Here is a 22,487-nt window from a genome sequence, read left to right on the forward strand (position 1 = left end):
ATTGAGGTTTAAAATTTGCGTTAAATTAGATAACAACTATGTATTATGGTTCGAAAGTTCTAACCAATACATTGTAGTTTCCGCACTTATAAAGGATTTGTTGGATGTTTATTTTCAAACCGCTAACAAATCTTCTTTTATATATCTTTTAGGTCAAAAGAATATCTCCCAAGCAGACGCTCTTTCATATTATCAAAATATTCATAATTTAATCACAAGCAGTAATTCTACTGTAAAGGAAACATCAGTTCCCGAATCAATATTTCCGAAAAAATCAGTTAATACTATCAAACATTATAAGTTTGGCAATATTCAGATATCAGTTAGTTACAGTTCTTTAGAAATTGAAAACTTAATTCACCCGCAATGGTCACATACAGCTGTTGATCATAATCCAAATCCTTCAGTATCCTTTCATATTCTTAAAGATGAGAACAATTTATTCCTCGTTAGAAATGAAAAGTGCATTGGTTATTATCATACAGATAGTTATCATCTTTTACAAGGTCAATTCGCATTACAAATAATAAATACTTTATACAATAAAACAGAATCAGATTGGATTGCTACATTTCATGCCTCAACGGTTTGTAATGAGAACGAAGCTATCATGATCATAGGAGCTTCTGGAAATGGAAAAAGCACCCTTTCTGCCGTATTAATGGATTCAGGCATAGATGTTTTGGCTGATGATTTTACGCCGTTATTAGCAAAGGACAAGATGGTTTATCGTTATCCTTCTGGAATCTCTGTGAAACAAGGTGCATTTGAAATGTTGAATCAACTTTATTCAGAATTTGAGAAATTCCCTTTGTATAAGAGTACATCAAAAAAGGTCAATGTAAAATATATTCCTCCTGTCAAAGATTTTGAATCTGGAATACCACATCTACCATGCAAAAAAATTGTTTATGTTAAATATGATAGTAACGGTCAATCAAGCTTAAACAAAGTCCGTACTGAAAAGATTTTAGAAACATTAGTACCTGAATCTTGGATATCTCCTCTTGCTTCCAATGCAAAACTTTTCCTGGAGTGGATAAAAGAGCTACAATGTTATGAACTCACCTATTCTGACAACGACATTGCTGTTTCAAAATTTAACGAGTTATTCCAAGCATAAACCCTTAAGTTGAAAACCATTCGCTACTTTTGAATTAAATTCACAATTTAATTTGACTACTAACCCAATTTATATTACAATACGGCATATTGCCGATATTTTGAATCGTCAAGATAATCAGCATCTTCTGAGAAAGCGTTTCCAAGAATCTGCCGTGGATTGGGATCATGGTGTTATCATTGCCAGTCAATACCTCATGTTGCCAGCATTGTATTGCGAACTTAAACGTAAGGATCTATTGAGTGACATACCTTCGGATCTAAAGCTTTATCTTGAAGAAATTACAAGTATAAATAGAAACCGTAATAAATCTCTTTTAAAAGAAGCTGACGAAATTTCAGCACTATTTAATCAAGCACAAATTGATTTTGTGTTTATCAAAGGAACCGTGATGCTCGCCAATTTAGCTACAGAGGATATTGGGGCACGTATGGTTGGCGACATTGATGTCGTAGTGCATCCAGATCACATACAGCAGGCATATAAACTGTTGCAAGCTCATGGTTATACGGACACGATAGATTTCAATTATGAGACGAAAAATTTCCGACATCTTCCTAGACAATTAAACCCAAATAAAATTGGAGCAATCGAACTCCATAGTGAAGTTCTTATATATCAATATAAGAAACTCATCAATATAATGGAGCTTCTGAAAAACAAACAAACTATTAGGAATTTGAACGTTCCTTCACACGAAGATTCAATAAAAATAGCTATTTACACAACTCAAATCAACGACCATGCTCATTTATTTGGACATTTAAATCTTAAGACGATTTATGATTGCTTAATCCTTGATTTATATAAAAAACAGCACCTACTTACTAATCTCTCCCAGAGATCCTATTCCAATTCATTCCTTGAACTGTCGAGTTTATATTTTCCCGAACTCAAGCCAATCAATGAAAAAAGGTATTCTAAGGCATTAAAATATTATTATAAATTTAAATTAATAAATCCAAAATTGGGCAGACTCACTTACCAATCAATTTATTATTTCCAACAGATCTCGAAACGTCTTAAATTGTTCCTTAACAATAAGAGTTACAGAGCACATATATTCAAAAACATAATAGAATTCAAAAAGCATTAAAAATTAAAAACTTAACAAAAATGCTTTGCCATATTGAAGTAAAGCATTATTTTTGGCCAAAGAATTATTATGAAGAAATTACTTATTATTTTGTTAGTTACCGTATTTGGTTACAATGCACAGGCACAGCGATTTTCAGAAGGATGGCAAATCAATGCAGGTTTTAACGTTGTAGGAAATCAAGGAACTCAAAATCCTGTAGCAAAACTTGATAAATTTGTTTTTAAACACCCTTTAATGGTTGGAATTGAAAACAGATGGAGTAAAGAGTTTTCTGTAGAACAAGATTTTAGTTTAAATGGGTTTAAAAAGGGCACCTATGTCAATCATGGAATTATTGATGAAAATTTAACTTATTTTTCAACTAATACCACGGTAAAATGGTTCTTTTCAGACTATCTATATGATTTAGAAGGATTAGAGCTATATGTGGGTGGTGGAATAGGCTTATTTCACATGGATGAGTTGAATACGTCTTTTAATTTAAGTGGAGGAATTCAATGGTGGATTAATGACGAAATTGGTATTCGCCTACAAGCTATTGGTAAATTTGCAGTAAATCACAATAAACGTCAATACGCTAACAACCATTGGCAGCACGCATTGCAAGTTGTTTATAGATTGTAATAATTTAGGCAAGAAGTTTTTAAATGCAGAAATTACTGTGTTTATAATTTAAAAGAAGAGGCTTTAGGTAAAACTAAGGCCTCTTCTTTTATTATGTGAAAATTCTAAAACTTGGTAAAGCTTTCAGAAATATTACTAAATGACTGACTCAATATTTGAAAACACCAATGAAGACTTATAAAAGGTGATAAGTGATAATACTTATCCACTATCGCAAGCAGCTTTAAAACAACTACAATTAGCTTTATATTGCCTTTTGCTAGGTGTATTCAATAATACATCACCATTTATTGAGCAGAGATTACTGATCAGGTGTAGAAATAAAAAAATTAGTAAATATGCGAAGGAACTTCAAAGCTCCTCCCGACACTTCGGGATGAAAGTAGTTTAATTGGAAAAATACTTCAGCAAGCTTGGTTGGATATTAAGATTCCCTCGAACTCATCCCGGCGCTCAGGAGACAAAGATAGTACCAATAAAAAACGCTCAAGAAAGTTTGGCCAAAGGGATTGTAGATCCCAAAGCGTTCCTCCCGATAGCTATCGAGATGAAGATAGTTCAAACGAAAAAACGCTCAAGCAAGCTTGGCAAGGGATTAGATTTCCCTCAAAGCTCCGCTTTGAAAATAGTTCAAACGAAAAAACGCTCAAGCAAGCTTGGCGTTTTTTCTTATTGAACTATTTATTCGTGACCACGGAGGGATTCAAACCCACGACCGCTGGAGCCGAAATCCAGTGCTCTATTCAGCTGAGCTACGTGGCCTATAAATCCCCGCAAAAGCGGGGATCTCTTTAAAAGCTAACTAGCTTATAATTCTCTATATTTTTCTTTCTGTCCGAACCCTTTGTTCTTCAATGGAGCTTCTAAGTTTCAGGACATTTAACAAATCCTCGTTATCTAAGCCAATTTGGCCTTTACAATCATAGAAATTGTTTTCCCATCAGCTTGACCAGCTAATTTCTGGTTGACAATGCCCATCACTTTGCCCATATCTTTCATGCCTTCAGCGCCTGTGCTAGCGATAGTAGCCACAACCACTTCTTCAATTTCTGCTTCACTTAATTGTGCTGGTAAAAACTGACTGATGATCTCAGCTTGTGCCAATTCAGGTTCTGCCAAATCTGGTCTATTTTGTTCCGTAAATATAGCAGCGCTATCCTTACGTTGCTTCACCAACTTCGACAATATTTTGATTTCTTGTTCTTCAGTGATCTCTTCTTTAGAACCAGACTCTGTCTGTGCCAACAATATTTCAGATTTAACTGCTCTTAAAGCCGCCAAAGCCATTTGATCCTTGCTTTTCATAGCTGCTTTCATAGCAGTCATTAAATCGTCCTGTAAACTCATAATTGCTCTTTTTTGCTGCTGCGAAGATAATAAAAAGTGTGGACTGTTTGATAAACACACTCAATGATAATTGTAAATTATGATGGCAACGGTTTTTAATAGCTCCATCAACCTGTACTGATGTTCCTCTTATACCATTGAAATAAAAACCCCGAAGCGTATAATAACACTTCGGGGTTTTAAAACTGAAAACAAGATTGCTATTAATCTACGTTATCATGCAGAAAAGAATTATTACTTCTTAACTGAATATCATCGTTATCATCAGTGCCTACAGACATTCTAGAGGCATTAAATTCAGATGAGTGTCTTCTGTCATCTAAATTGACACCTTGTCTTTTATATGCAGGCTCTTTTTCGATTTCGTCAACTTTTGCAGAATTGAATTTGTAATTGAAATCTTTCATTTTACGTCTTCTCTCATCTGCGCGCTCTTTCAACATATCAGAAATTGGACTGTTCATTGGGTCAATTTCTTCAGGAGATGACGTTTCTTCTGGTGTTGAAATCACTTTTCTTTCAAAAACAATATCCTCTTCAATCTCAAGCGTGTGCTTTGTTTTTGATTTATTTAATGAAGAATCATAAGTCATGAAATCATCCAACGCATAACGTTTCTCTCCGTTTTCGTCAGATTTGGTTACTGGAATGATCTCTACATGATCATTAACTTTTATATCCCTTGTAGTTTCATCCAAATCGAAAAGAACTTTCTTTTCTTCTTTTGGTTTCTCTTCAAAATTTTGATTGAATAATGGCAAATCAAAAGTTAAGGTGATTTGTTGCTCTTCCTCAAAAATCTCTTTTTGCTCTTCTGCCTTAGTTGGCTGAACAGGCGTAATAATAAAATCTTCTTCGTCTGCGCTATCTAAAACCTCATCATAAACCACGTTTAAGTTTTTGATGAATTCAGTGGTTGGAATCAGATTCATATTTAAATCCTCTTTTTTTTCCTCTTCCACCTTTTCTTCTTCCACTAATTTATGGACCACAACCTTCTCCTCTTCCTTTTCAAGAACGATTTCCGGTTTAATGATAGCAGGCTCACGTTCTTTAACATTAACGTCATTGCTGTCGTCTTCTAAAGCGTGAATTACCTTTTTTGTTTCTGTATTTGAAATCTCATCTTGCTGTTCAATGTCGAATCCCGTAGCAATAATAGTTACAGCAATTGATTCTTGTAACGATTCATCTTCACCAACACCCATGATGATGTTTGCACCATGCCCTGCTTCATTTTGAATATGATCGTTGATTTCTCCAATTTCATCAATAGTAATTTCCTGAGCACCAGAAACGATGAGCAATAATACGTTTTTGGCTCCAGTAATTTTATTATCATTTAATAATGGCGAATCTAAAGCTTTCATAATAGCTTCTTGTGCACGCGTTTTACCAGATGCTGTAGCAGATCCCATAATAGCAGTCCCACTATTACTTAAAACCGTTTTAGCATCACGTAAATCGATGTTTTGCGTATAGTGATGGGTAATTACCTCAGCAATACCTCTTGAAGCGGTTGACAAGACTTCGTCAGCTTTAGAGAAACCTGCTTTAAAGCCTAAATTCCCATAAACTTCACGCAATTTATTATTGTTGATGACCACTAAAGAATCACAATGCGCTCTCAAAGTTTCTATACCTTTTTGAGCTTGTTCATTTCTGGTTCTTCCTTCAAATTGGAATGGCATTGTGACGATTCCAACCGTTAGGATTTCCAATTCCTTAGCCATTTTAGCAATAACAGGAGCGGCTCCAGTACCCGTACCACCCCCCATACCAGCTGTAATGAATACCATTTTTGTATTGGTATCCAACATGCGGCGAATATCTTCTAAACTCTCAAGCGCAGCCTGCTCGCCCACTTCAGGGTTCGCACCGGCACCAAGACCTTCAGTTAAATTAACTCCTAACTGAATTTTGTTTGGTACACCACTGTTGTGCAGTGCTTGGGAATCTGTATTACAGATAACGAAATCTACACCTTTGATTCCTTGTTGAAACATATGGTTAATAGCATTGCTTCCGCCGCCACCAACTCCTATCACCTTAATGACGTTGGATTGGTTTTTTGGCAAATCGAATGCGATATTTCCAAATTCATTTTTATTGCTCATAATGTTTTGGGTTTTTCTGGATTCTTAATTAATAATTGTAATTTCTTTTTCGCAGATTATTATCTGCCGCTTTTTTTTTATCTCTACTCTGCGTTATCTAAAAAATCTTTGACACGCTCTGTTAACTTGTCTAAAAATGTACGACGCTCTTTTTTTGTCGGCGGTATCAATTCTGGTTCTTCTTCAATCTCTGGGGCTTCTGCCTCCATATTTTGAAGGTTCTCTTCCTCTACTTGTGCCGCAGCTTTTTCAATACGTTTACGCTCCTGACGTTTTAAACCATCCATCACTAAACCTACTGCAGTAGCGTAAAGTGGGCTCGCAATTTCCTCATCGCTATCGCCTGCCAAATGCTCATTAGGGAAGCCTATTCTGGTATCCATACCTGTAATATACTCCACCAACTGCTTTAAATGCTTAAGCTGTGCGCCACCACCTGTCAACACGATCCCGGCAATCAATTTTTTCTTTTGCTCTTCGTGTCCGTAGTTTTTAATTTCCACATAAACCTGCTCAACAATCTCCACAACACGTGCGTGAATGATTTTCGAAAGGTTTTTAAGCGTAATTTCTTTTGGCTCTCTTCCTCTTAAACCTGGAATAGACACAATTTCATTATCCTTGTTTTCTCCTGGCCAAGCTGAACCAAACTTTATTTTTAATAATTCCGCCTGTTTTTCAATAATTGAACAGCCTTCCTTGATGTCTTCAGTAATCACGTTACCTCCAAAAGGTATAACGGCAGTATGACGGATAATTCCGTCTTTAAAAACCGCTAAATCTGTTGTTCCACCTCCTATATCAATCAACGCTACTCCTGCTTCTTTTTCTTCTTGACTTAATACAGCATTTGCTGATGCCAAAGGCTCCAAAGTAATGCCTTCCAACTCCAAACCTGAGCTTTTTACGCAACGTCCAATATTTCTGATGGAGGATACTTGACCAACAACCACATGGAAATTAGCTTCCAAACGTCCGCCATACATCCCAATTGGTTCTTTAATCTCAGCCTGTCCGTCGATTTTATATTCTTGTGGCAATACGTGGATGATTTCTTCACCAGGAAGCATCACCAACTTATGCACTTGATTGATCAATCTGTCAATATCCTCTTCATCAATCACCACTTCAGAATTTGCACGTGTGATATAATCACTGTGTTGCAGACTTCTGATGTGCTGACCCGCGATACCCACGGTCACTTCTTCAATTTTCTGGCCACTTTCAGCTTCAGCTTCTTGAATAGCTTGCTGAATTGACTGAATGGTTTGGGTGATATTATTCACCACGCCCCTATGTACACCTAAACTTTTAGCTCTACCAATCCCTAAAATTTCGGCTTTGCCATAGTCATTTTTACGACCGATCATAGCAACAATTTTCGTTGTTCCTACATCTAATCCTACTGAAATTTTATTATTCTCCATCCTTTACTTTTTGGTACATATAACCTGTTTATCAAATCTTAGATTGACAGTACTGTAACTATCCAAAGAACCATCTTTCATCGCTTTCTGATAAAACGCTTTAAGATTGTTTATTTTTTTATCTAATTGGTCTAATGACCCTAATTGCACTGTAAAATCATTCAATCTAAATTTTAGATCGATGGTATTATTTTCATTCTGATGAATCTCTGTAACATGTGTTTTCAAAAAGTCATCACTTTGGACTTTTTTAGCAACATGAAACACATTATACAACTCATTTTTGGTCACAAAACCTGTAACCAAAGGTACTCTTGAGGTGTAATTTGTTGATAACGGCATGTAGGAACCTTCATCATCAATGTAGTAAGAAGCATTTGTACTTACTCTTGCAATTGGTTTCTTTTGTTCGATTTCAGCAGTTAAGGTTCCATCAACGTTGATGTACACTTGGGCTTGCTTAATCATGACATTGGCGTTCAGGGCAGATTCCAAGTCGTTCAAATCTATAATTTCTTTGGGCATATTAGAAACACTCTGTTGATTTTGTATTAACAACTTACTAACAGTTTCATGCGTTACAAATAAATTCTCATCGCCCAAAAATTTAATATTGGGTTCACTCACCTTTCTGGCCGAATTCCTGATGGAGGAAAACGCGAAAAGAAATGCCACCAACACTAGCAATCCAATGACTTTTATATAGTTATAATTAATTTTCAAGTTGCAACGCTTGTTTTATATGTTTCACTTGCTCTCCAATATCTCCAGCGCCAATTGTTAAAATAACAAACGCATCTGACGCCATTATTTCTGAAATCAACTCCGATTTCTGGATTAATTTTTTGTTATCATTTTCAATTTTTGTCAACAACCATTCTGAGGTAACACCTTCCATCGGCAATTCTCTTGCAGGATAAATATCGAGCATTAAAATTTCGTCAAATTTAGTAAGACTTTTTCCAAAATCATCAGCAAAATCACGTGTTCTGCTAAATAAATGTGGCTGAAATATGGCCAACACTTTTTTGCCAGGATACATTTCTCTAACAGCTTCATGCACTGCATTAATTTCTTCTGGATGATGTGCATAATCATCAATAAAAACCAAACGGTCTGTTTTGATCTGGTATGTAAAGCGTCTTTTAACCCCTTTAAAGGATGCTAATGCTTTGGCGAGCTGTTGGTGAGGGATACCATATTCTACAGTCATCGCCAAGGCCATTATAGCATTCGACAGGTTATGTCTTCCAGGTAGGTTAAATTTAAAATTGTGTAGCGTTCCAGTTGGCGTTTTCACATCAAACTGATAACTGCCATTAATTATTTCTATATTTTGAGCGGAATAGTCCGCGTCATCTTCAATTCCGTAGGTAATGCCTTCTAAAGGCAAGCCGTTTTTAACGAATAGTTTGCCGTTTGGCTTTAATCGCTTCGTAAAGTCAATGAACGATTTTGTAAGTTCTTCAGCTTCACCATAAATGTCCAAATGATCCGCATCCATTGAGGTGATGCCTGCCATATCTGGAGAAAGCGTTAAGAATGAACGGTCAAATTCATCGGCTTCAACAACCGTAACTTCCGTTCCATTTAGGATAAAATTTGAATTGTAATTCTCACTGACACCACCTAAAAAGGCAGTCACAGGAACATCACATGCATTCAACAAATGCCCTAAAATACTGGTCGTCGTTGTTTTCCCATGCGTACCAGCAACCGCCAAGCAAAAGGTGTTTTTAGTAATTTCACCCAGCACAGCAGAACGCTTTAAAAGCTCAAACCCTTGATCTTTGAAAAAGTTGAATTCTTCATGATTTTTAGGAATTGCAGGCGTATAAACCACCAAGGTGTGTTCCTTATCTAAAAAAGCCTCAGGAATACTGCTAACCGCATCTTCAAAATGCACCTCAACACCCAAACCTACTAGAGCTTCAGTAATTTCAGTTTGAGTCCTATCATAACCAGCCACCGACTTCCCTTCAGCAACAAAATAGCGTGCAAGCGCGCTCATCCCGATGCCTCCGATGCCGATAAAATAAACGTTATGTAGTGCTTTTATATCCAAAATTCCTAATACCTCTCTCTATTCTCTATTCTCTATTCTATTCTTTATATTCTCTTCTCTCTACTCTTTGACTCCAGCAACTTCTCCACCTCATCAACAATATCCTTGGTTGCATTTACCAATGCCAATTTTTTGATGTTGGTACGCAATTGCTGTTGCTTTTCTGACGACGCCACCAATTGGGAAAATTTATTTTCGAAATCGACCTCTAAATCGGCTTCTTTTATCAATAGTGCTGCATCTTTATTCACTACAGCCATGGCATTCTTCGTTTGATGATCTTCAGCAACATTAGGTGACGGTATAAAAATTACTGGTTTCCCAACCACACATAATTCCGAAACCGAACTTGCTCCTGCTCTAGAAATTATAAAATCTGCCGCAGCATAAGCCATATCCATCGTATTCAAAAAGGCATGGACTTGCACATTATCATAGCTATCATACTTTTTATAAGTGTCATAGTACAACTTTCCACACTGCCAAATCACCTGAACGTTTTGGGTTTGGAAAAACTCCAATTCCTTTTCTATTAATTGATTGATCCGTCTCGCTCCCAAACTTCCGCCCAAAACCAATAAAGTGTATTTGCCATGATTTTGTTTGAACGCTTCTTTGCCTTCTATCACTTTGGAATCAATCTGCAATAAATCCTGACGGATTGGATTACCTGTTTTAATCAATTTCTCTTTTGGAAAAAATCGTTCAAGACCATCATAAGCCACACAAATTTTATCCACTTTCTTCCCCAATAATTTATTGGTAATCCCTGGGAATGAGTTTTGCTCCTGAATTAGGCTAGGAATACCTTTTGATACAGCAATCTGCAATAAAGGGCCACTCGCAAATCCACCAGTGCCTATAGCCACATCAGGCTTAAATGTTTTTACAATTTTTCGTGCACGCATCAAACTAACTACCAACTTCGCTGGAAAAGCCAAATTTTTTAAAGTCAGTTTACGCTGAATGCCAGAAATCCAAAGCCCTTCAATTTCATATCCGGCTTGAGGCACTTTCTCCATCTCCATGCGGTCAGAAGCACCCACAAAAAGAAACTTCGCATCCGGAAAACGCGACTTCAACTCGTTGGCAATAGCAATTGCAGGATAGATATGCCCGCCTGTGCCGCCTCCTGAGAGTATGATGTGATATGGTTTCTTTTCTGTCACTCTGTTTTTTATCTTTTACAAATAATCTATTTTTAATCTCTTTTTGTTCTCTCTTTTCTGTATTCTCTTCCCTCTTCTACCCCGCTTATATCGTTTCACTCAATATTTCCAACGGATTATCTAAGCCTTCTTCTTGTTCCTTTAACTCTTCACGTTTTGCACTGACACTTAAAATAATGCCGATAGCCAAACAGGTCATCCAAATTGAGGTACCACCACTACTGATAAGTGGCAAGGTTTGCCCTGTAACTGGGAACAATTCTACCGCAACCGCCATATTAATAAAGGCCTGAAATACGATAGGCAACCCAACCCCAAGAACCACTAATTTCCCGAAAACCGTTTCCGATTTCTGAGCGATGATGACAATTCTGAACAACATCCAACAGTAGACGGTTACGATAACCAAACCCCCAATCAATCCGTATTCTTCAACAATAATGGCGAAAATAAAATCGGATGATGATTGTGGTAAAAAGTTCTTTTGCACACTCTTTCCTGGACCTAAACCTGCAATTTCACCTGTTGCAATAGCAATTTTCGCTTTTTCTATCTGATAATCGGCTTCTGTATCTTCACCGTTTGAAAAGTTCTCGATACGACTCATCCAAGTATCCACACGGTTTGGCATGGCGTCAGGAAATGCTTTTGCCGTTAACACAAACAAGGTCAAGACTACTATTCCAGTGCCCACGATCACTCCCAAATAACGAATAGGATAACCACCAATAAATGTCAACACCATGACCATTGCAAACATGATCGCGGCAGTTGAAAAGTTGGCGGGTAGAATGAGAATCAGCACAAAGAACACTGGAAGCCATAATGGCAAAATGGATTCTTTAAAAGTGATGGCTCTATCTTGAATTTTAGATAGGTAGCGCGCCACATACACCATCAGCACAACCGCCGCCAATGTAGAGGTCTGGAAAGACATGCCTACAATCGGAATCTGTATCCATCTACTTGCATTTGCGCCATCAATCGTTGTGCCTTGAACCATCGTCACCACCAATAACACCAACACAATTGGCATCATTACGATGGATAATCCTTTAAAATAACGGTACGGCACTCGATGTACGCCATACATAATTGCAAAGCCCAAAAACAAATGCATAAAATGTTTTACAAAGAAAGAAAACGTGCTACCAGAGCTGCTAGTATATGCCAAATTACTAGAGGCGCTGTACACAGGAAGGAATGAGAAAATTGCCAATAACGCGACAATTGCCCAAATCAACCGATCTCCTTTTATATGTGATAACAAATTATTCATAAATTTTCTTTTGCCTTACAGACAACTTCAATGGGAATTATAAATTTCTAACCGCGTCTTTAAATTGACGGCCTCTATCTTCGTAGCTTTCGAACAAATCAAAACTTGCACATGCTGGAGATAATAACACAGAATCACCAGTTTCAGCAATTTTGTAAGCCATTTTTACAGCGTCACTCATCGATTGCGTTTCCACAATGGTATCAACCATACTTCCGAAAGTGTCCATTAATTTTTCGTTGTCAACCCCAAGACAAATGATTGCCTTAACTTTTTCATTAACAAACTGAAACAATTCTTTATAATTATTCCCTTTATCAACACCACCTACAATCCAAATTGTTGGCGCATCCATACTTTCTAAAGCATAATACGTTGCGTTAACGTTGGTAGCCTTTGAATCGTTGATGTATTGTACCTTATTTATTTTCAGAACATGCTCCAAACGGTGTTCTACGCCTTGAAAATTCTCCAGGCTCTCACGAATGGTCTGTTTTCTGATTTTTAATAAATGAGCAACAGTTGATGCCGCCATTTGGTTTTTAATGTTGTGCTTTCCCTCAAGGGTTAAATTGTTTGTTGGCATAATTATTTGATTATTATCTATCGTTATTTTTATTTCTTCTTTGTCTAAATACGCTCCATTTTCAATGGTTTTTGTCAGTGAAAATGGCAGTAATGTTGATTGAATTTTGTGTGATTTAAGCCAGTCTGCAATGACTTCATCATCTGCATCGTAAATCAGGTAATCGTCTTTGGTTTGATTTAAAGCGATTCTAAATTTTGAATCGATATAATTTTCAAACTTATAATCATACCGGTCCAAATGATCTGGCGTGATGTTTAGCAAAATGGCGATGTGCGGTTTGAAATCCACAATATCATCCAACTGAAAACTACTGATCTCCAACACATAGTTTGGATAATCTTGCTCCAAAACCTGTTGGGCAAAACTTTTCCCGATGTTACCTGACAAACCAACATCCAATTCTTGTTTCAGAATATGGTGAGTTAAGGTTGCCGTTGTTGTTTTCCCATTGCTTCCAGTTACTCCAATAATAGTTGCATTGGTATACTTGGCCGCAAATTCGATTTCTGAAACAACTATAATTCCGTTTTCCCTGATTTGCTTCACCAAAGGCGCTTTATCAGGAATGCCCGGACTTTTCATCACGATGTCAGCATTCAGAATTTTTGATTCAGTGTGCTGCTCATCTTCAAATTCAATCTCATTATGTATAAGAACTTCTTTATATTTCTCTTTAATTTTTCCTTTATCCGAAAGGAATACTTCATAGCCCTTTGCCTTTCCTAAGAGCGCTGTACCGACACCGCTTTCTCCACCTCCCAGAACTACCAGTCTTTTCATTTACAATTTCAGATTTACGATTTACGATTTCGGATTGTTTTAATAGACGCAACTATAATTGACAAAATCTCATTTGCCTCAGCATGCAATCGTTTTAACTCCGTTTCTTCTTTATTAGAAACCTCTAAAAGCAATTCCAAAAAAAACATACTCTCATCAGCCTCCTCCTCTACTATTTTCAACTTATTTAAAAAGTCAGCATTACTCTTTGCTCTACATGCAGCTCTATAATTTGCACCAACTGAACTAGAACACCTAATTAATTGATTGCAATAGGCGTTATATTCTCTTGACACAGGAAACTTTGAACATAAATGCCAACAATCAGACGCAAATTTTTTAGTTCTATTTTTTAGTATTTCCTTCATGCCAATCCCAATTCTTAATTCGTACTTCGTAAATTCAAACTATCTGATTTTCAAGGTCACAATCGATAGGATGGCGAGCAAAATTCCGACAATCCAAAATCGAGTTACAATTTTACTTTCGTGATATCCTGATTTCTGATAGTGATGGTGCAATGGCGACATTTTAAAAATGCGTCGACCTTCACCATATTTTCGTTTGGTATATTTAAACCAACTCACTTGCATTACTACTGATAGATTTTCAGCTAAGAAAATTCCACACAATACCGGAATTAACCACTCTTTACGCACTGCAATTGCTATCACTGCGATAATTCCGCCAATAGTCAAACTTCCAGTATCTCCCATAAACACTTGCGCTGGGTAGGTGTTGTACCATAAAAATCCGATTAATGCTCCTACAAAAGCAGCGATGTAAATGGTAATTTCTTCCACCCTTGGGATATACATAATGTTCAGGTATTCAGAAAATATGATATTACCGGAAACCCATGCAAAAATCCCGAGTGTAAGCACAATTATGGCCGATGTTCCCGCCGCTAATCCGTCAATTCCATCTGTTAAATTCGCGCCATTTGAAACGGCGGTAATAATAAAAATGGATGCCAAAATGAAAATGACCCAAGCATATTTTTCAAGATCAGGACTGATCCACGTAACCAAATGCGCGTAATCAAACTCATTTTCTTTAACAAATGGAATAGTTGTTTTCGTAGATTTTTCTTCAGCTTTAAACAACCTGGAAGCCTCCACATTAGGGTTTTCAGCCAGAATTTCCTTTTGTTGGGCAATTGGCAACTTTTCTTTAATGGTTACATTTTGATTGAAATACAAGGTCGCACCTACAATAATTCCCAAACCTACTTGGCCTAATACTTTAAATTTCCCTTTTAAACCTTCCTTATCTTTTTTGAACTTTTTGATATAATCATCAATAAATCCGATAGTTCCCATCCAAAGTGTGGTCACCACTAAAAGGATGATATAGATATTATCAATTTTAGCGAACAGTAACACAGGAATTAAAGTGGCTATAATGATGATGATTCCACCCATTGTTGGCGTTCCAGCTTTTTCCACTTGACCTTCTAAGCCTAAATCTCTAATAGTTTCGCCAACTTGCTGTTTTTGCAAAAACCTAATAATGCGTTTCCCATAAATTGTTGAAATAAGTAACGACAAGATGATAGCCATAGCCGCCCTAAAGGTGATAAACCCTAATAGAGAAGATCCAGGGAAATCAAAGTGTTGTTTTAAATATTCAAATAGGTAATAGAGCATTGTTTATTGTTGATTGTTAATTGCTGATTGTTGACCCGCCCGAACGTTCCTTTTCGGTACGGGCAGGTTGTTGATTATAACAGTTAATTCTTAATTCTTAATTCTTAATTCTTAATTCTTAATTCTTAATTCTTAATTCTTAATTCTTAATTTATTTTCCAAGCTGCTTTAAAAATTCCTGAACAATTTTATAATCGTCAAAATCCTTTCGCACCCCTTTTATTTCCTGATAGGTTTCATGGCCTTTACCTGCAATAAGAATAATATCATTAGGTTGTGCCATTTGACAAGCGGTTTTAATAGCTTGCATCCTATCTGTAATAGAAAGTGTTTTTTTGAAATTTTGAGGCTCCACACCTTTCTCAATATCTTCTATGATTGCTTCAGGAACTTCACTCCTTGGATTATCACTGGTGAAGATCACTTTAGTGCTCAAAGCAGAAGCGATATGTCCCATTTTAGGACGCTTGGTTTTATCTCTATCGCCACCACAGCCTACAACCGTGATCAATTCTTCGTTTTTTGTACGAATACTGTTAATGGTTTCCAAAACATTTTTAAGAGCATCTGGCGTATGCGCATAATCAACAATAGCTGTGATCTTGTCGTCAGAAATGAGATATTGAAAACGTCCTGACACACTCTCCAACTCACTTATCAACCGCAGATTTTCTGTTTTTTCAAGTCCTAACAATTCCGCGGCAGCGTAAATAGCCAAAATATTATAAGCATTGAAATTTCCAATCAATCGCGTCCAAACCTCTTGATCGTTGATTTTAAGCAAAAGTCCAGTCAACTGATTTTCTAAAATCTGCGCTTTATAATCGGCATAGGTTTTTAGAGCATAAGTGCTTTTCTTAGCCTTAGTATTTTGAAGCATCACCAAACCGTTTTTATCATCGGTATTAACCAATGCAAAAGCGCTTTTTGGCAAGTTGTCAAAAAATGATTTTTTAACATCTCTATATTCTGCAAACGTAGCGTGGTAATCTAAATGATCATGAGACAAGTTTGTGAAAATGCCGCCTTCAAAGTGTAAGCCTTCTGTTCTGTTTTGATGAATTCCGTGAGAGCTGACTTCCATAAAGCAAAACTCAACACCTTCATCGCTCATCAAACTCAAATACTTATTGATCGTTAAAGAATCCGGGGTGGTATGGGTTGCTTTATGCTCATTATCATCCACCATCACCTTAACCGTAGATAACAAACCTACTTTATACCCAGCTTTCTTAAACAAGTGGTATAATAAGGTTGCCACGGTAGTCTTACCATTGGTACCAGTTACCCCAACTAACTTTAAATTCTGTGACGGATTGTCGTAAAAATTAGCAGCCATAAACGCTAAAGCCCTACTCGCGTTCTCTACAGAAATATAAGTAACACCGTTTTGCGTCTGCTCCGGCATTCTTTCGCAAACCACTGCAACCGCACCTTTCTCGATAGCCAAATCAATATATTGATGGCCATCTGTAACAGTTCCTTTGATCGCTACAAAAACATCGCCTTCAGAAATATTGCGCGAATCGAAATCTATGGAATTCACTTCCACACCCGTATTTCCAACAACAGCGTTGATGGTAACTTTATATAATATGTCTTTTAATTGCGCCATTATATATTGAGATAGACTTCTTGATTGCGTTTTACTTTATTTCCTTTTTCGATGGATTGCTTTTTCACGACACCAACACCATTAAGCTTTACAGTCAGGCCCATATTTTCCAAAAGCGCCACAGCATCCATTGCTGGCATTCCTGTAACATCTGGCATAATGGTTTTATAAGTCTGCGCTGCATCATAATAGGATTCGAAATCTTTATTAACTATTGAATTTTGAAAATTCAAAGTCTCAACTTCATCAGTAATTGGTGTGTCCGTAAAGATTTTTTGGGCGATTTTCTTAAATACAGGACCAGAAACATCAGCGCCATAATAACCAACACTCTTATCCGGTTCATGAATGACCACGATGCAAGAATATTTCGGGTTATCTGCTGGGAAGAACCCCGCAAATGATGAGATATAACTCAATTTATCCTTATTAGCATAATCCTTCTGACAGGTTCCTGTTTTGCCGGCCATGGAGAAATTAGGCGAGTACAGCTTGCTTCCTGTACCACGTTCCACCACATTTTCCAACAACTTCTTAACCTTATCTACAGTTTCCTGAGAACAGATTCGCGGATTGATAACCTCTTTCTTAAAAGGCACGATGGTTTTATCAAATTCGCGCACTTCACGCAAAAACTGAGGTTTTACCATTTCACCATTATTAGCAATCGCATTGTAGAATGTCAAAGTTTGTAAAGGCGTAAATGAAACACCATAACCATAAGCCATCCACTGCAATGCAATTCCACTCCAACGTCCGTTTTTAATTCTAGGATCAGGAATAATAGGTTCTGGCTCACCAACAATGGCCAAATCCAAACTATTATTCAAATTCATGGCATACAGACGGTCAATAAATTTGCTAGGTTGATCTTTATAAGCTTTATCAATTGCCGCAACAATAGCCGTATTTGATGACAGTTCAATGCCTCGCGCGATGGATATTTTACCATATCCGCCGTGTTTAGAATCTCTAACTTTCTTACCGTAAAAACTTAAAATCCCGTTTTTGGTATCAAAAACATCGCTTGTATCAATCACTTTATCCTCTAAAGCAGCGGTTATCGCCATGATTTTAAAGGTAGATCCAGGTTCATTACTTTCTCCAACCGCATAATTTAAACGCTCATAATAATGACCGTTTGCATTTCTACCCAAGTTGGAAATCGCTTTAATTTCACCCGTTTTTGTTTCCATGACAATCACACTTCCGTGATCGGCCTTATATTTTTCAAGCTGCTCCAACAACGCATGATGTGCAATATCCTGAATGTTAACATCGATTGTGGTATACACATCATAACCATCTTGAGGCTCAATTTCATTATAGTCCGTAATAGGCTTCCATTGACCTTTGCCAATTTTTTGCTTCATTCGATGACCATCTTTACCTCTCAAATACATCTCACCAAAAGCACCATCAATACCAGCTCTGGTTACATATCCATTCTCATCGATACGCTCAAAACCAATAGAACGCTGCGCAATACCACCCATTGGATGCTCGCGCTTTGTAGTCTGCTCAACTATAAGCCCGCCTTTATAAGCACCAAGATTCAATAGTGGAAAGTTTCGCAAACGCGTATAATCGGTGTAATTGATATTTCTTGCAATTAGGAAATATCTGTTTTTATTGATTCTTGCTTTTCTTAACTCTTTTTCATGATACCCAGAAGATTTCCCTGTGTATTTGGATAATGAATCACTTAAAGGTTTTAAATAGGTTTCGAAGGTTTTATTGGTTGGCGTTAACGCGTCAAAACGGATGTCGTATTTAGGAATTGAAGTTGCCAATAAACTGCCATCAGACGCATACACATTCCCGCGGTTAGCCGGAATAGTCACATTCTGAACGGTTCTTTTTTCAGCCAATTCCCGATACTTGTCGCCTTGCACCATTTGAATGGTAAACAACTTGAACACCACAGCCAATGCAATTACAAACATGATGCCTGCAACGAAATACAATCGGTTTAATATGTTTTTTTCAGTGTTTGCCACTAGTCTTCCTGTGATTTAACTTTTATTTTTTTTGGCGGATTAGAAGAAGGTGCAATTCCTTTTTCTGCCATTTTTTGAACGATTCCCGATTCCATTTTAAGGCGCATCAATTTTGATCTCCCATCTACGAATGCCGAGCGCCACTCCTTTACTTCATTATTTAACCGTGCGATGTCATGTACTTTTTGATCTGCACTATGAGAACTTGCAATCATCACAATGGCCAAAAAGGAAATAAAAAGGATGATTCTCCAATTTTTAAAGGAATCATCGCTGACCAAAAACTTACCTCTTAATATGTGATAAATGTTATTTTTCATCCCAGCTCCCGCGAAGGCAGGAATCTCTTTTAATTAAACAATACAGATTCTTGTGATTATATTTTCTTAGCGATGCGAAGCTTAGCGCTTCGTGCTCTACTATTTTCTTTAATCTCAGCTTTGGACGGCACGATTAATCCGCCGACCTTTTTTAAAGGCACTTCAAAATTTCCAAAAACATCACGTTCAGGTTCTCCTTCAAATAATCCATTTCTGATAAAGCGTTTCACTAATCTATCTTCCAAGGAATGGTATGAGATACAACACAAGCGTCCATCAACTTTCAACACTTCTGGAGTTTGGGTCAAAAATTCTTTTAAGGCTTCAATTTCCTGATTCACCTCTATTCTGATTGCCTGATAAATTTGCGCCAAAACCTTATTCTCGTTTTTGTGTTTTACAAACTTTTTTAAGACCTCTTTTAACTGCTCGCTAGATATAATTTCTTCCTTTGCACGCTCTTCAACAATCACTTTTGCCATTGCTGGAGCTTGACGTAATTCGCCGTACTGCAACAACACATCAGCAATTTGATCTTCATCATATTTATTAATGACATGAAAGGCAGACAATTTATTATCCTGGTTCATGCGCATATCCAAATCTGCTTCAAATCGTGTAGAAAATCCACGTTCAGCTACATCAAATTGATGTGAAGACACTCCAAAATCAGCCAAAATGCCGTCTACTTCTTTCGCGCCATAAAAACGTAAAAAACGTTTGATGAATCTGAAATTCTCGTTGATCAACATAAAGCGATCATCATCAATAGCATTCGACAAAGCATCTTTATCCTGATCAAAAGCGAACAATTTCCCGTTTGGTCCGAGGCGTTTTAGTATTTCTTTACTGTGACCACCGCCACCAAAAGTGACATCCACATACACACCATCAGGCTTAATATTTAAGCCATCCACTGTTTCAGTAAGCAAAACCGGATTATGATATTCCATCTGTGTCATCATCTTGTCCCATAACTTCTTCGGCTAAGTCTGCAAAATCGTCAGCCGCGTCATCTATAGCTTGTTCATATTTATCTTTATCCCAGATCTCCACAATATTAATTGCTGAAGACACTACGATTTCCTTAGAAATTCCAGAAAACGTCATTAAATCCTTAGGAATCAACAAACGGCCCGCACTATCCACTTCTACCATTTTCACTCCAGCCGTAAATCGTCTTATGAAATCGTTATTTTTCTTTTTGAAGCGATTCAGCTTGTTCATTTTTTGCATCAAAGACTCCCATTCGGTCATTGGATACAATTCCAAACAAGGTTGAAAAACCGCTCTTTTTAAAACAAAACCGTTTTGAAGTGCAGGCAACAGCTGTTTTTTGATCGCAGCAGGTAGCATAAGCCTCCCTTTGGCGTCAACTTTACATTCGTATGTCCCTATTAATGAGTTCAAAAGCTTTTGGTTCTGTTTCTATAGACTAAGATTCAAATATATTGAAAATATTACCACCTTTTACCACAATTTACCACTTTTGTTGATAAGTTTAGCTTTTTGAAGCTTATTTTCGATAAAATGCAGGATTCACAAATAATTAATTACTTGTTTTTCAGTCGATTAAAAAGTGGGAGAAAAGTGGAAATTCAGTTGTAAACAACTAATGAAGAAGTTATGCTTGGAAACTGCTCAAAAAGAAATAAAATTTGAATGAAATAACTATATTTGTTTTTTATGCATAACTACTAACCATTAATGAGACACCTCTTAAAAAAAGAAAAAAATTACAGTTATATTGAAGTAGGCGAAGGCAAACCCATCATTGTTCTCCATGGATTAATGGGCGGGTTGAGTAATTTTGGTGCTGTTTTAAATCATTTTGGCGACAAAGGCTATAAAGTTATTATCCCAGAATTACCGATTTATTCCATGTCTTTGCTCAAAACCAATGTGCGAAGCTTTGCAAAATATCTTCATGATTTTATTGCCTATAAAGAGCTGGACGACGTTATTTTGCTCGGAAATTCTTTAGGTGGCCATATTGGACTTTACCACACTAAACTATACCCGGACAAAGTAAAAGCACTCATTATTACTGGAAGTTCTGGCTTGTATGAAAGTGCGATGGGCGGTGGTTACACCAAACGTGGCGATTATGAAGTGATCAAGAAAAAGGCACAAGATGTTTTTTATGATCCTGAAATTGCGACCAAAGAAATTGTTGATGAAGTTTATGAAACGGTCAACGATAGAAATAAATTGATCAAAACTTTAGCCATTGCGAAAAGCGCAATACGTCACAACATGGCTAAAGATCTTCCTAACATGAATTTGCCAGTGTGCATCATTTGGGGAAAAAACGATATTGTAACACCTCCTGAAGTAGCTGAAGAATTTCATCAACTTTTACCGGATTCCGACTTGTATTGGATTGATAAATGTGGTCATGCTGCAATGATGGAGCACCCTGAGGAATTCAATAAAATTCTTGCCGAATGGCTTGAGAAACGGAATCTTTAAACTCCGTTTAAGCTAAAGTTAGCGGACATCTGACCACTGACTATTAATAAAATAAAAAACTTCGCGTTCTTTGCGTCAAACTTGGCGACCTTTGCGTTTAAAATCCAAATAAAATGATCATCAAAACTGCCGAATTTTTAATGAGCAACTCCGAAGTGGAAAAATGCCCTAAGGATACACTGCCAGAATATGCTTTTATTGGGCGTAGTAATGTTGGCAAGTCTTCATTGATCAACATGTTGACCAATCATAAAAATTTAGCAAAAACATCAGGAAGACCAGGAAAAACACAGCTGATCAATCATTTTTTAATCAATAAAAATTGGTTCCTAGTCGATTTGCCTGGCTATGGATATGCGCGTGTTTCTAAAACTTCAAAAAAGAAATTCCAAAAATTCATCACCGACTATTTCGAAAAGAGACAACAATTAGTGTCGGCATTTGTATTGGTGGACTTAAGACATGAGCCACAAAAAATTGATTTGGAATTTATGGAATATATGGGCGAAAACGGGATTCCGTTTTCTATTATTTTCACAAAAGCAGACAAATTGAAACCTAAGGCTATCTTGCGAAATGCAGAAGCTTATATGCAAGAACTTCTTAAAACATGGGAGGAAACTCCTAAATACTTTATCACATCCTCTACTAATGCTGTTGGACGAGATGAAGTTTTAGCTTTTATAGATGCCACCAATCAAGAAATTAATGCTTTAAGACAAGGTTAATTATTACCGGATTCATTCATAATAAGACAAAAAAAAATGCTCCAAGTTTTCTCAAACTTGGAGCATTTTTCATTTGATATCAAA

21 protein-coding genes and 1 tRNA gene are annotated in these 22,487 nt (G+C 36.9%); 6 read left to right on the forward strand and 16 right to left on the reverse strand.

All coding sequences use genetic code 11. The annotated features are described in order from the left end of the window. Position 1 precedes the first annotated feature (1 nt). The 4 genes from Q0947_RS09575 to Q0947_RS09590 all read left to right on the forward strand — a co-directional run bounded on the left by Q0947_RS09575 (position 2) and on the right by Q0947_RS09590 (position 3,522). Positions 2-1,123: a hypothetical protein gene (locus tag Q0947_RS09575; RefSeq protein WP_299396397.1), complete on the forward strand. Its 1,122-nt coding sequence runs from the start codon at positions 2-4 to the stop codon at positions 1,121-1,123. 52 nt (positions 1,124-1,175) lie between these two features. Then, positions 1,176-2,219: a nucleotidyltransferase family protein gene (locus tag Q0947_RS09580; protein ID WP_299396398.1), complete on the forward strand. Its 1,044-nt coding sequence runs from the start codon at positions 1,176-1,178 to the stop codon at positions 2,217-2,219. 69 nt (positions 2,220-2,288) lie between these two features. Beyond that, on the forward strand, positions 2,289-2,846 hold the full coding sequence (locus tag Q0947_RS09585) for a hypothetical protein (protein WP_299396399.1): 558 nt from the start codon (positions 2,289-2,291) through the stop codon (positions 2,844-2,846). A 391-nt stretch (positions 2,847-3,237) separates the two neighbouring features. Next, positions 3,238-3,522 (forward strand): hypothetical protein, encoded by a 285-nt coding sequence (locus Q0947_RS09590; RefSeq protein ID WP_299396400.1) that lies wholly within the window; start codon positions 3,238-3,240, stop codon positions 3,520-3,522. A gap of 12 nt (positions 3,523-3,534) precedes the next feature. Here Q0947_RS09590 and Q0947_RS09595 read toward each other — a convergent pair. The 16 genes from Q0947_RS09595 to mraZ all read right to left on the reverse strand — a co-directional run bounded on the left by Q0947_RS09595 (position 3,535) and on the right by mraZ (position 20,613). Then, a tRNA-Arg gene (locus tag Q0947_RS09595) sits at positions 3,535-3,608 on the reverse strand. Positions 3,609-3,743: 135 nt separating this feature from the next. After that, positions 3,744-4,193 (reverse strand): GatB/YqeY domain-containing protein, encoded by a 450-nt coding sequence (locus Q0947_RS09600; protein WP_299396402.1) that lies wholly within the window; start codon positions 4,191-4,193, stop codon positions 3,744-3,746. Between the two features lie 203 nt (positions 4,194-4,396). Then, the gene (ftsZ, locus tag Q0947_RS09605; RefSeq protein WP_299396404.1) at positions 4,397-6,310 is read right to left on the reverse strand and encodes a cell division protein FtsZ; all 1,914 of its coding nucleotides are present in this window, start codon (positions 6,308-6,310) and stop codon (positions 4,397-4,399) included. Between the two features lie 83 nt (positions 6,311-6,393). Beyond that, on the reverse strand, positions 6,394-7,737 hold the full coding sequence (gene ftsA / locus Q0947_RS09610; RefSeq protein ID WP_299396407.1) for a cell division protein FtsA: 1,344 nt from the start codon (positions 7,735-7,737) through the stop codon (positions 6,394-6,396). 3 nt (positions 7,738-7,740) lie between these two features. Continuing rightward, entirely contained in the window at positions 7,741-8,460 is a 720-nt protein-coding gene (locus Q0947_RS09615) for a cell division protein FtsQ/DivIB (protein ID WP_299396410.1), read from the reverse strand. After that, the gene (gene murC / locus Q0947_RS09620) at positions 8,450-9,802 is read right to left on the reverse strand and encodes a UDP-N-acetylmuramate--L-alanine ligase (RefSeq protein ID WP_299396413.1); all 1,353 of its coding nucleotides are present in this window, start codon (positions 9,800-9,802) and stop codon (positions 8,450-8,452) included. The genes Q0947_RS09615 and murC overlap by 11 nt, the downstream gene beginning before the upstream one ends. Before the next feature lie 44 nt (positions 9,803-9,846). After that, entirely contained in the window at positions 9,847-10,971 is a 1,125-nt protein-coding gene (gene murG, locus Q0947_RS09625; RefSeq protein WP_299396415.1) for an undecaprenyldiphospho-muramoylpentapeptide beta-N-acetylglucosaminyltransferase, read from the reverse strand. Positions 10,972-11,056: 85 nt separating this feature from the next. Continuing rightward, positions 11,057-12,250, reverse strand: a complete 1,194-nt coding sequence (locus Q0947_RS09630) for an FtsW/RodA/SpoVE family cell cycle protein (RefSeq protein ID WP_299396418.1) — start codon at positions 12,248-12,250, stop codon at positions 11,057-11,059. Positions 12,251-12,287: 37 nt separating this feature from the next. After that, entirely contained in the window at positions 12,288-13,619 is a 1,332-nt protein-coding gene (murD, locus tag Q0947_RS09635; protein WP_299396420.1) for a UDP-N-acetylmuramoyl-L-alanine--D-glutamate ligase, read from the reverse strand. A gap of 14 nt (positions 13,620-13,633) precedes the next feature. Then, positions 13,634-13,987, reverse strand: coding sequence for a four helix bundle protein (locus tag Q0947_RS09640; protein WP_299396423.1), 354 nt, complete (start codon positions 13,985-13,987; stop codon positions 13,634-13,636). A 39-nt stretch (positions 13,988-14,026) separates the two neighbouring features. Then, positions 14,027-15,268 carry a phospho-N-acetylmuramoyl-pentapeptide-transferase gene (gene mraY, locus Q0947_RS09645; protein ID WP_299396425.1) on the reverse strand — a complete coding sequence of 414 codons (1,242 nt, stop codon included), beginning with the start codon at positions 15,266-15,268 and terminating at the stop codon, positions 14,027-14,029. 151 nt (positions 15,269-15,419) lie between these two features. Then, a complete protein-coding gene (locus Q0947_RS09650; protein ID WP_299396428.1) occupies positions 15,420-16,883 on the reverse strand; it encodes a UDP-N-acetylmuramoyl-L-alanyl-D-glutamate--2,6-diaminopimelate ligase in 1,464 nt (487 codons plus the stop codon). Beyond that, a complete protein-coding gene (locus Q0947_RS09655; protein WP_299396711.1) occupies positions 16,883-18,829 on the reverse strand; it encodes a penicillin-binding protein in 1,947 nt (648 codons plus the stop codon). Before Q0947_RS09655 ends, Q0947_RS09650 begins: the two co-directional genes overlap by 1 nt. A 53-nt stretch (positions 18,830-18,882) precedes the next feature. Beyond that, a complete protein-coding gene (locus Q0947_RS09660; RefSeq protein WP_299396430.1) occupies positions 18,883-19,203 on the reverse strand; it encodes an FtsL-like putative cell division protein in 321 nt (106 codons plus the stop codon). Between the two features lie 56 nt (positions 19,204-19,259). After that, a complete protein-coding gene (gene rsmH, locus Q0947_RS09665; protein ID WP_299396715.1) occupies positions 19,260-20,156 on the reverse strand; it encodes a 16S rRNA (cytosine(1402)-N(4))-methyltransferase RsmH in 897 nt (298 codons plus the stop codon). Beyond that, positions 20,143-20,613, reverse strand: coding sequence for a division/cell wall cluster transcriptional repressor MraZ (mraZ, locus tag Q0947_RS09670; protein WP_299396432.1), 471 nt, complete (start codon positions 20,611-20,613; stop codon positions 20,143-20,145). The genes rsmH and mraZ overlap by 14 nt, the downstream gene beginning before the upstream one ends. Positions 20,614-20,910: 297 nt before the next feature. Between mraZ and Q0947_RS09675 the strand changes: the two genes are divergently transcribed. Both Q0947_RS09675 and yihA read left to right on the forward strand, forming a co-directional pair. Further along, positions 20,911-21,675 (forward strand): alpha/beta hydrolase, encoded by a 765-nt coding sequence (locus tag Q0947_RS09675; protein WP_299396435.1) that lies wholly within the window; start codon positions 20,911-20,913, stop codon positions 21,673-21,675. Between the two features lie 116 nt (positions 21,676-21,791). Continuing rightward, positions 21,792-22,403 (forward strand): ribosome biogenesis GTP-binding protein YihA/YsxC, encoded by a 612-nt coding sequence (gene yihA, locus Q0947_RS09680; protein WP_299396719.1) that lies wholly within the window; start codon positions 21,792-21,794, stop codon positions 22,401-22,403. The last annotated feature ends 84 nt before the right edge of the window (positions 22,404-22,487 follow it).

Origin of the sequence: uncultured Gelidibacter sp., assembly GCF_947500795.1 — a bacterium.
Lineage (GTDB): Bacteria > Bacteroidota > Bacteroidia > Flavobacteriales > Flavobacteriaceae > Gelidibacter.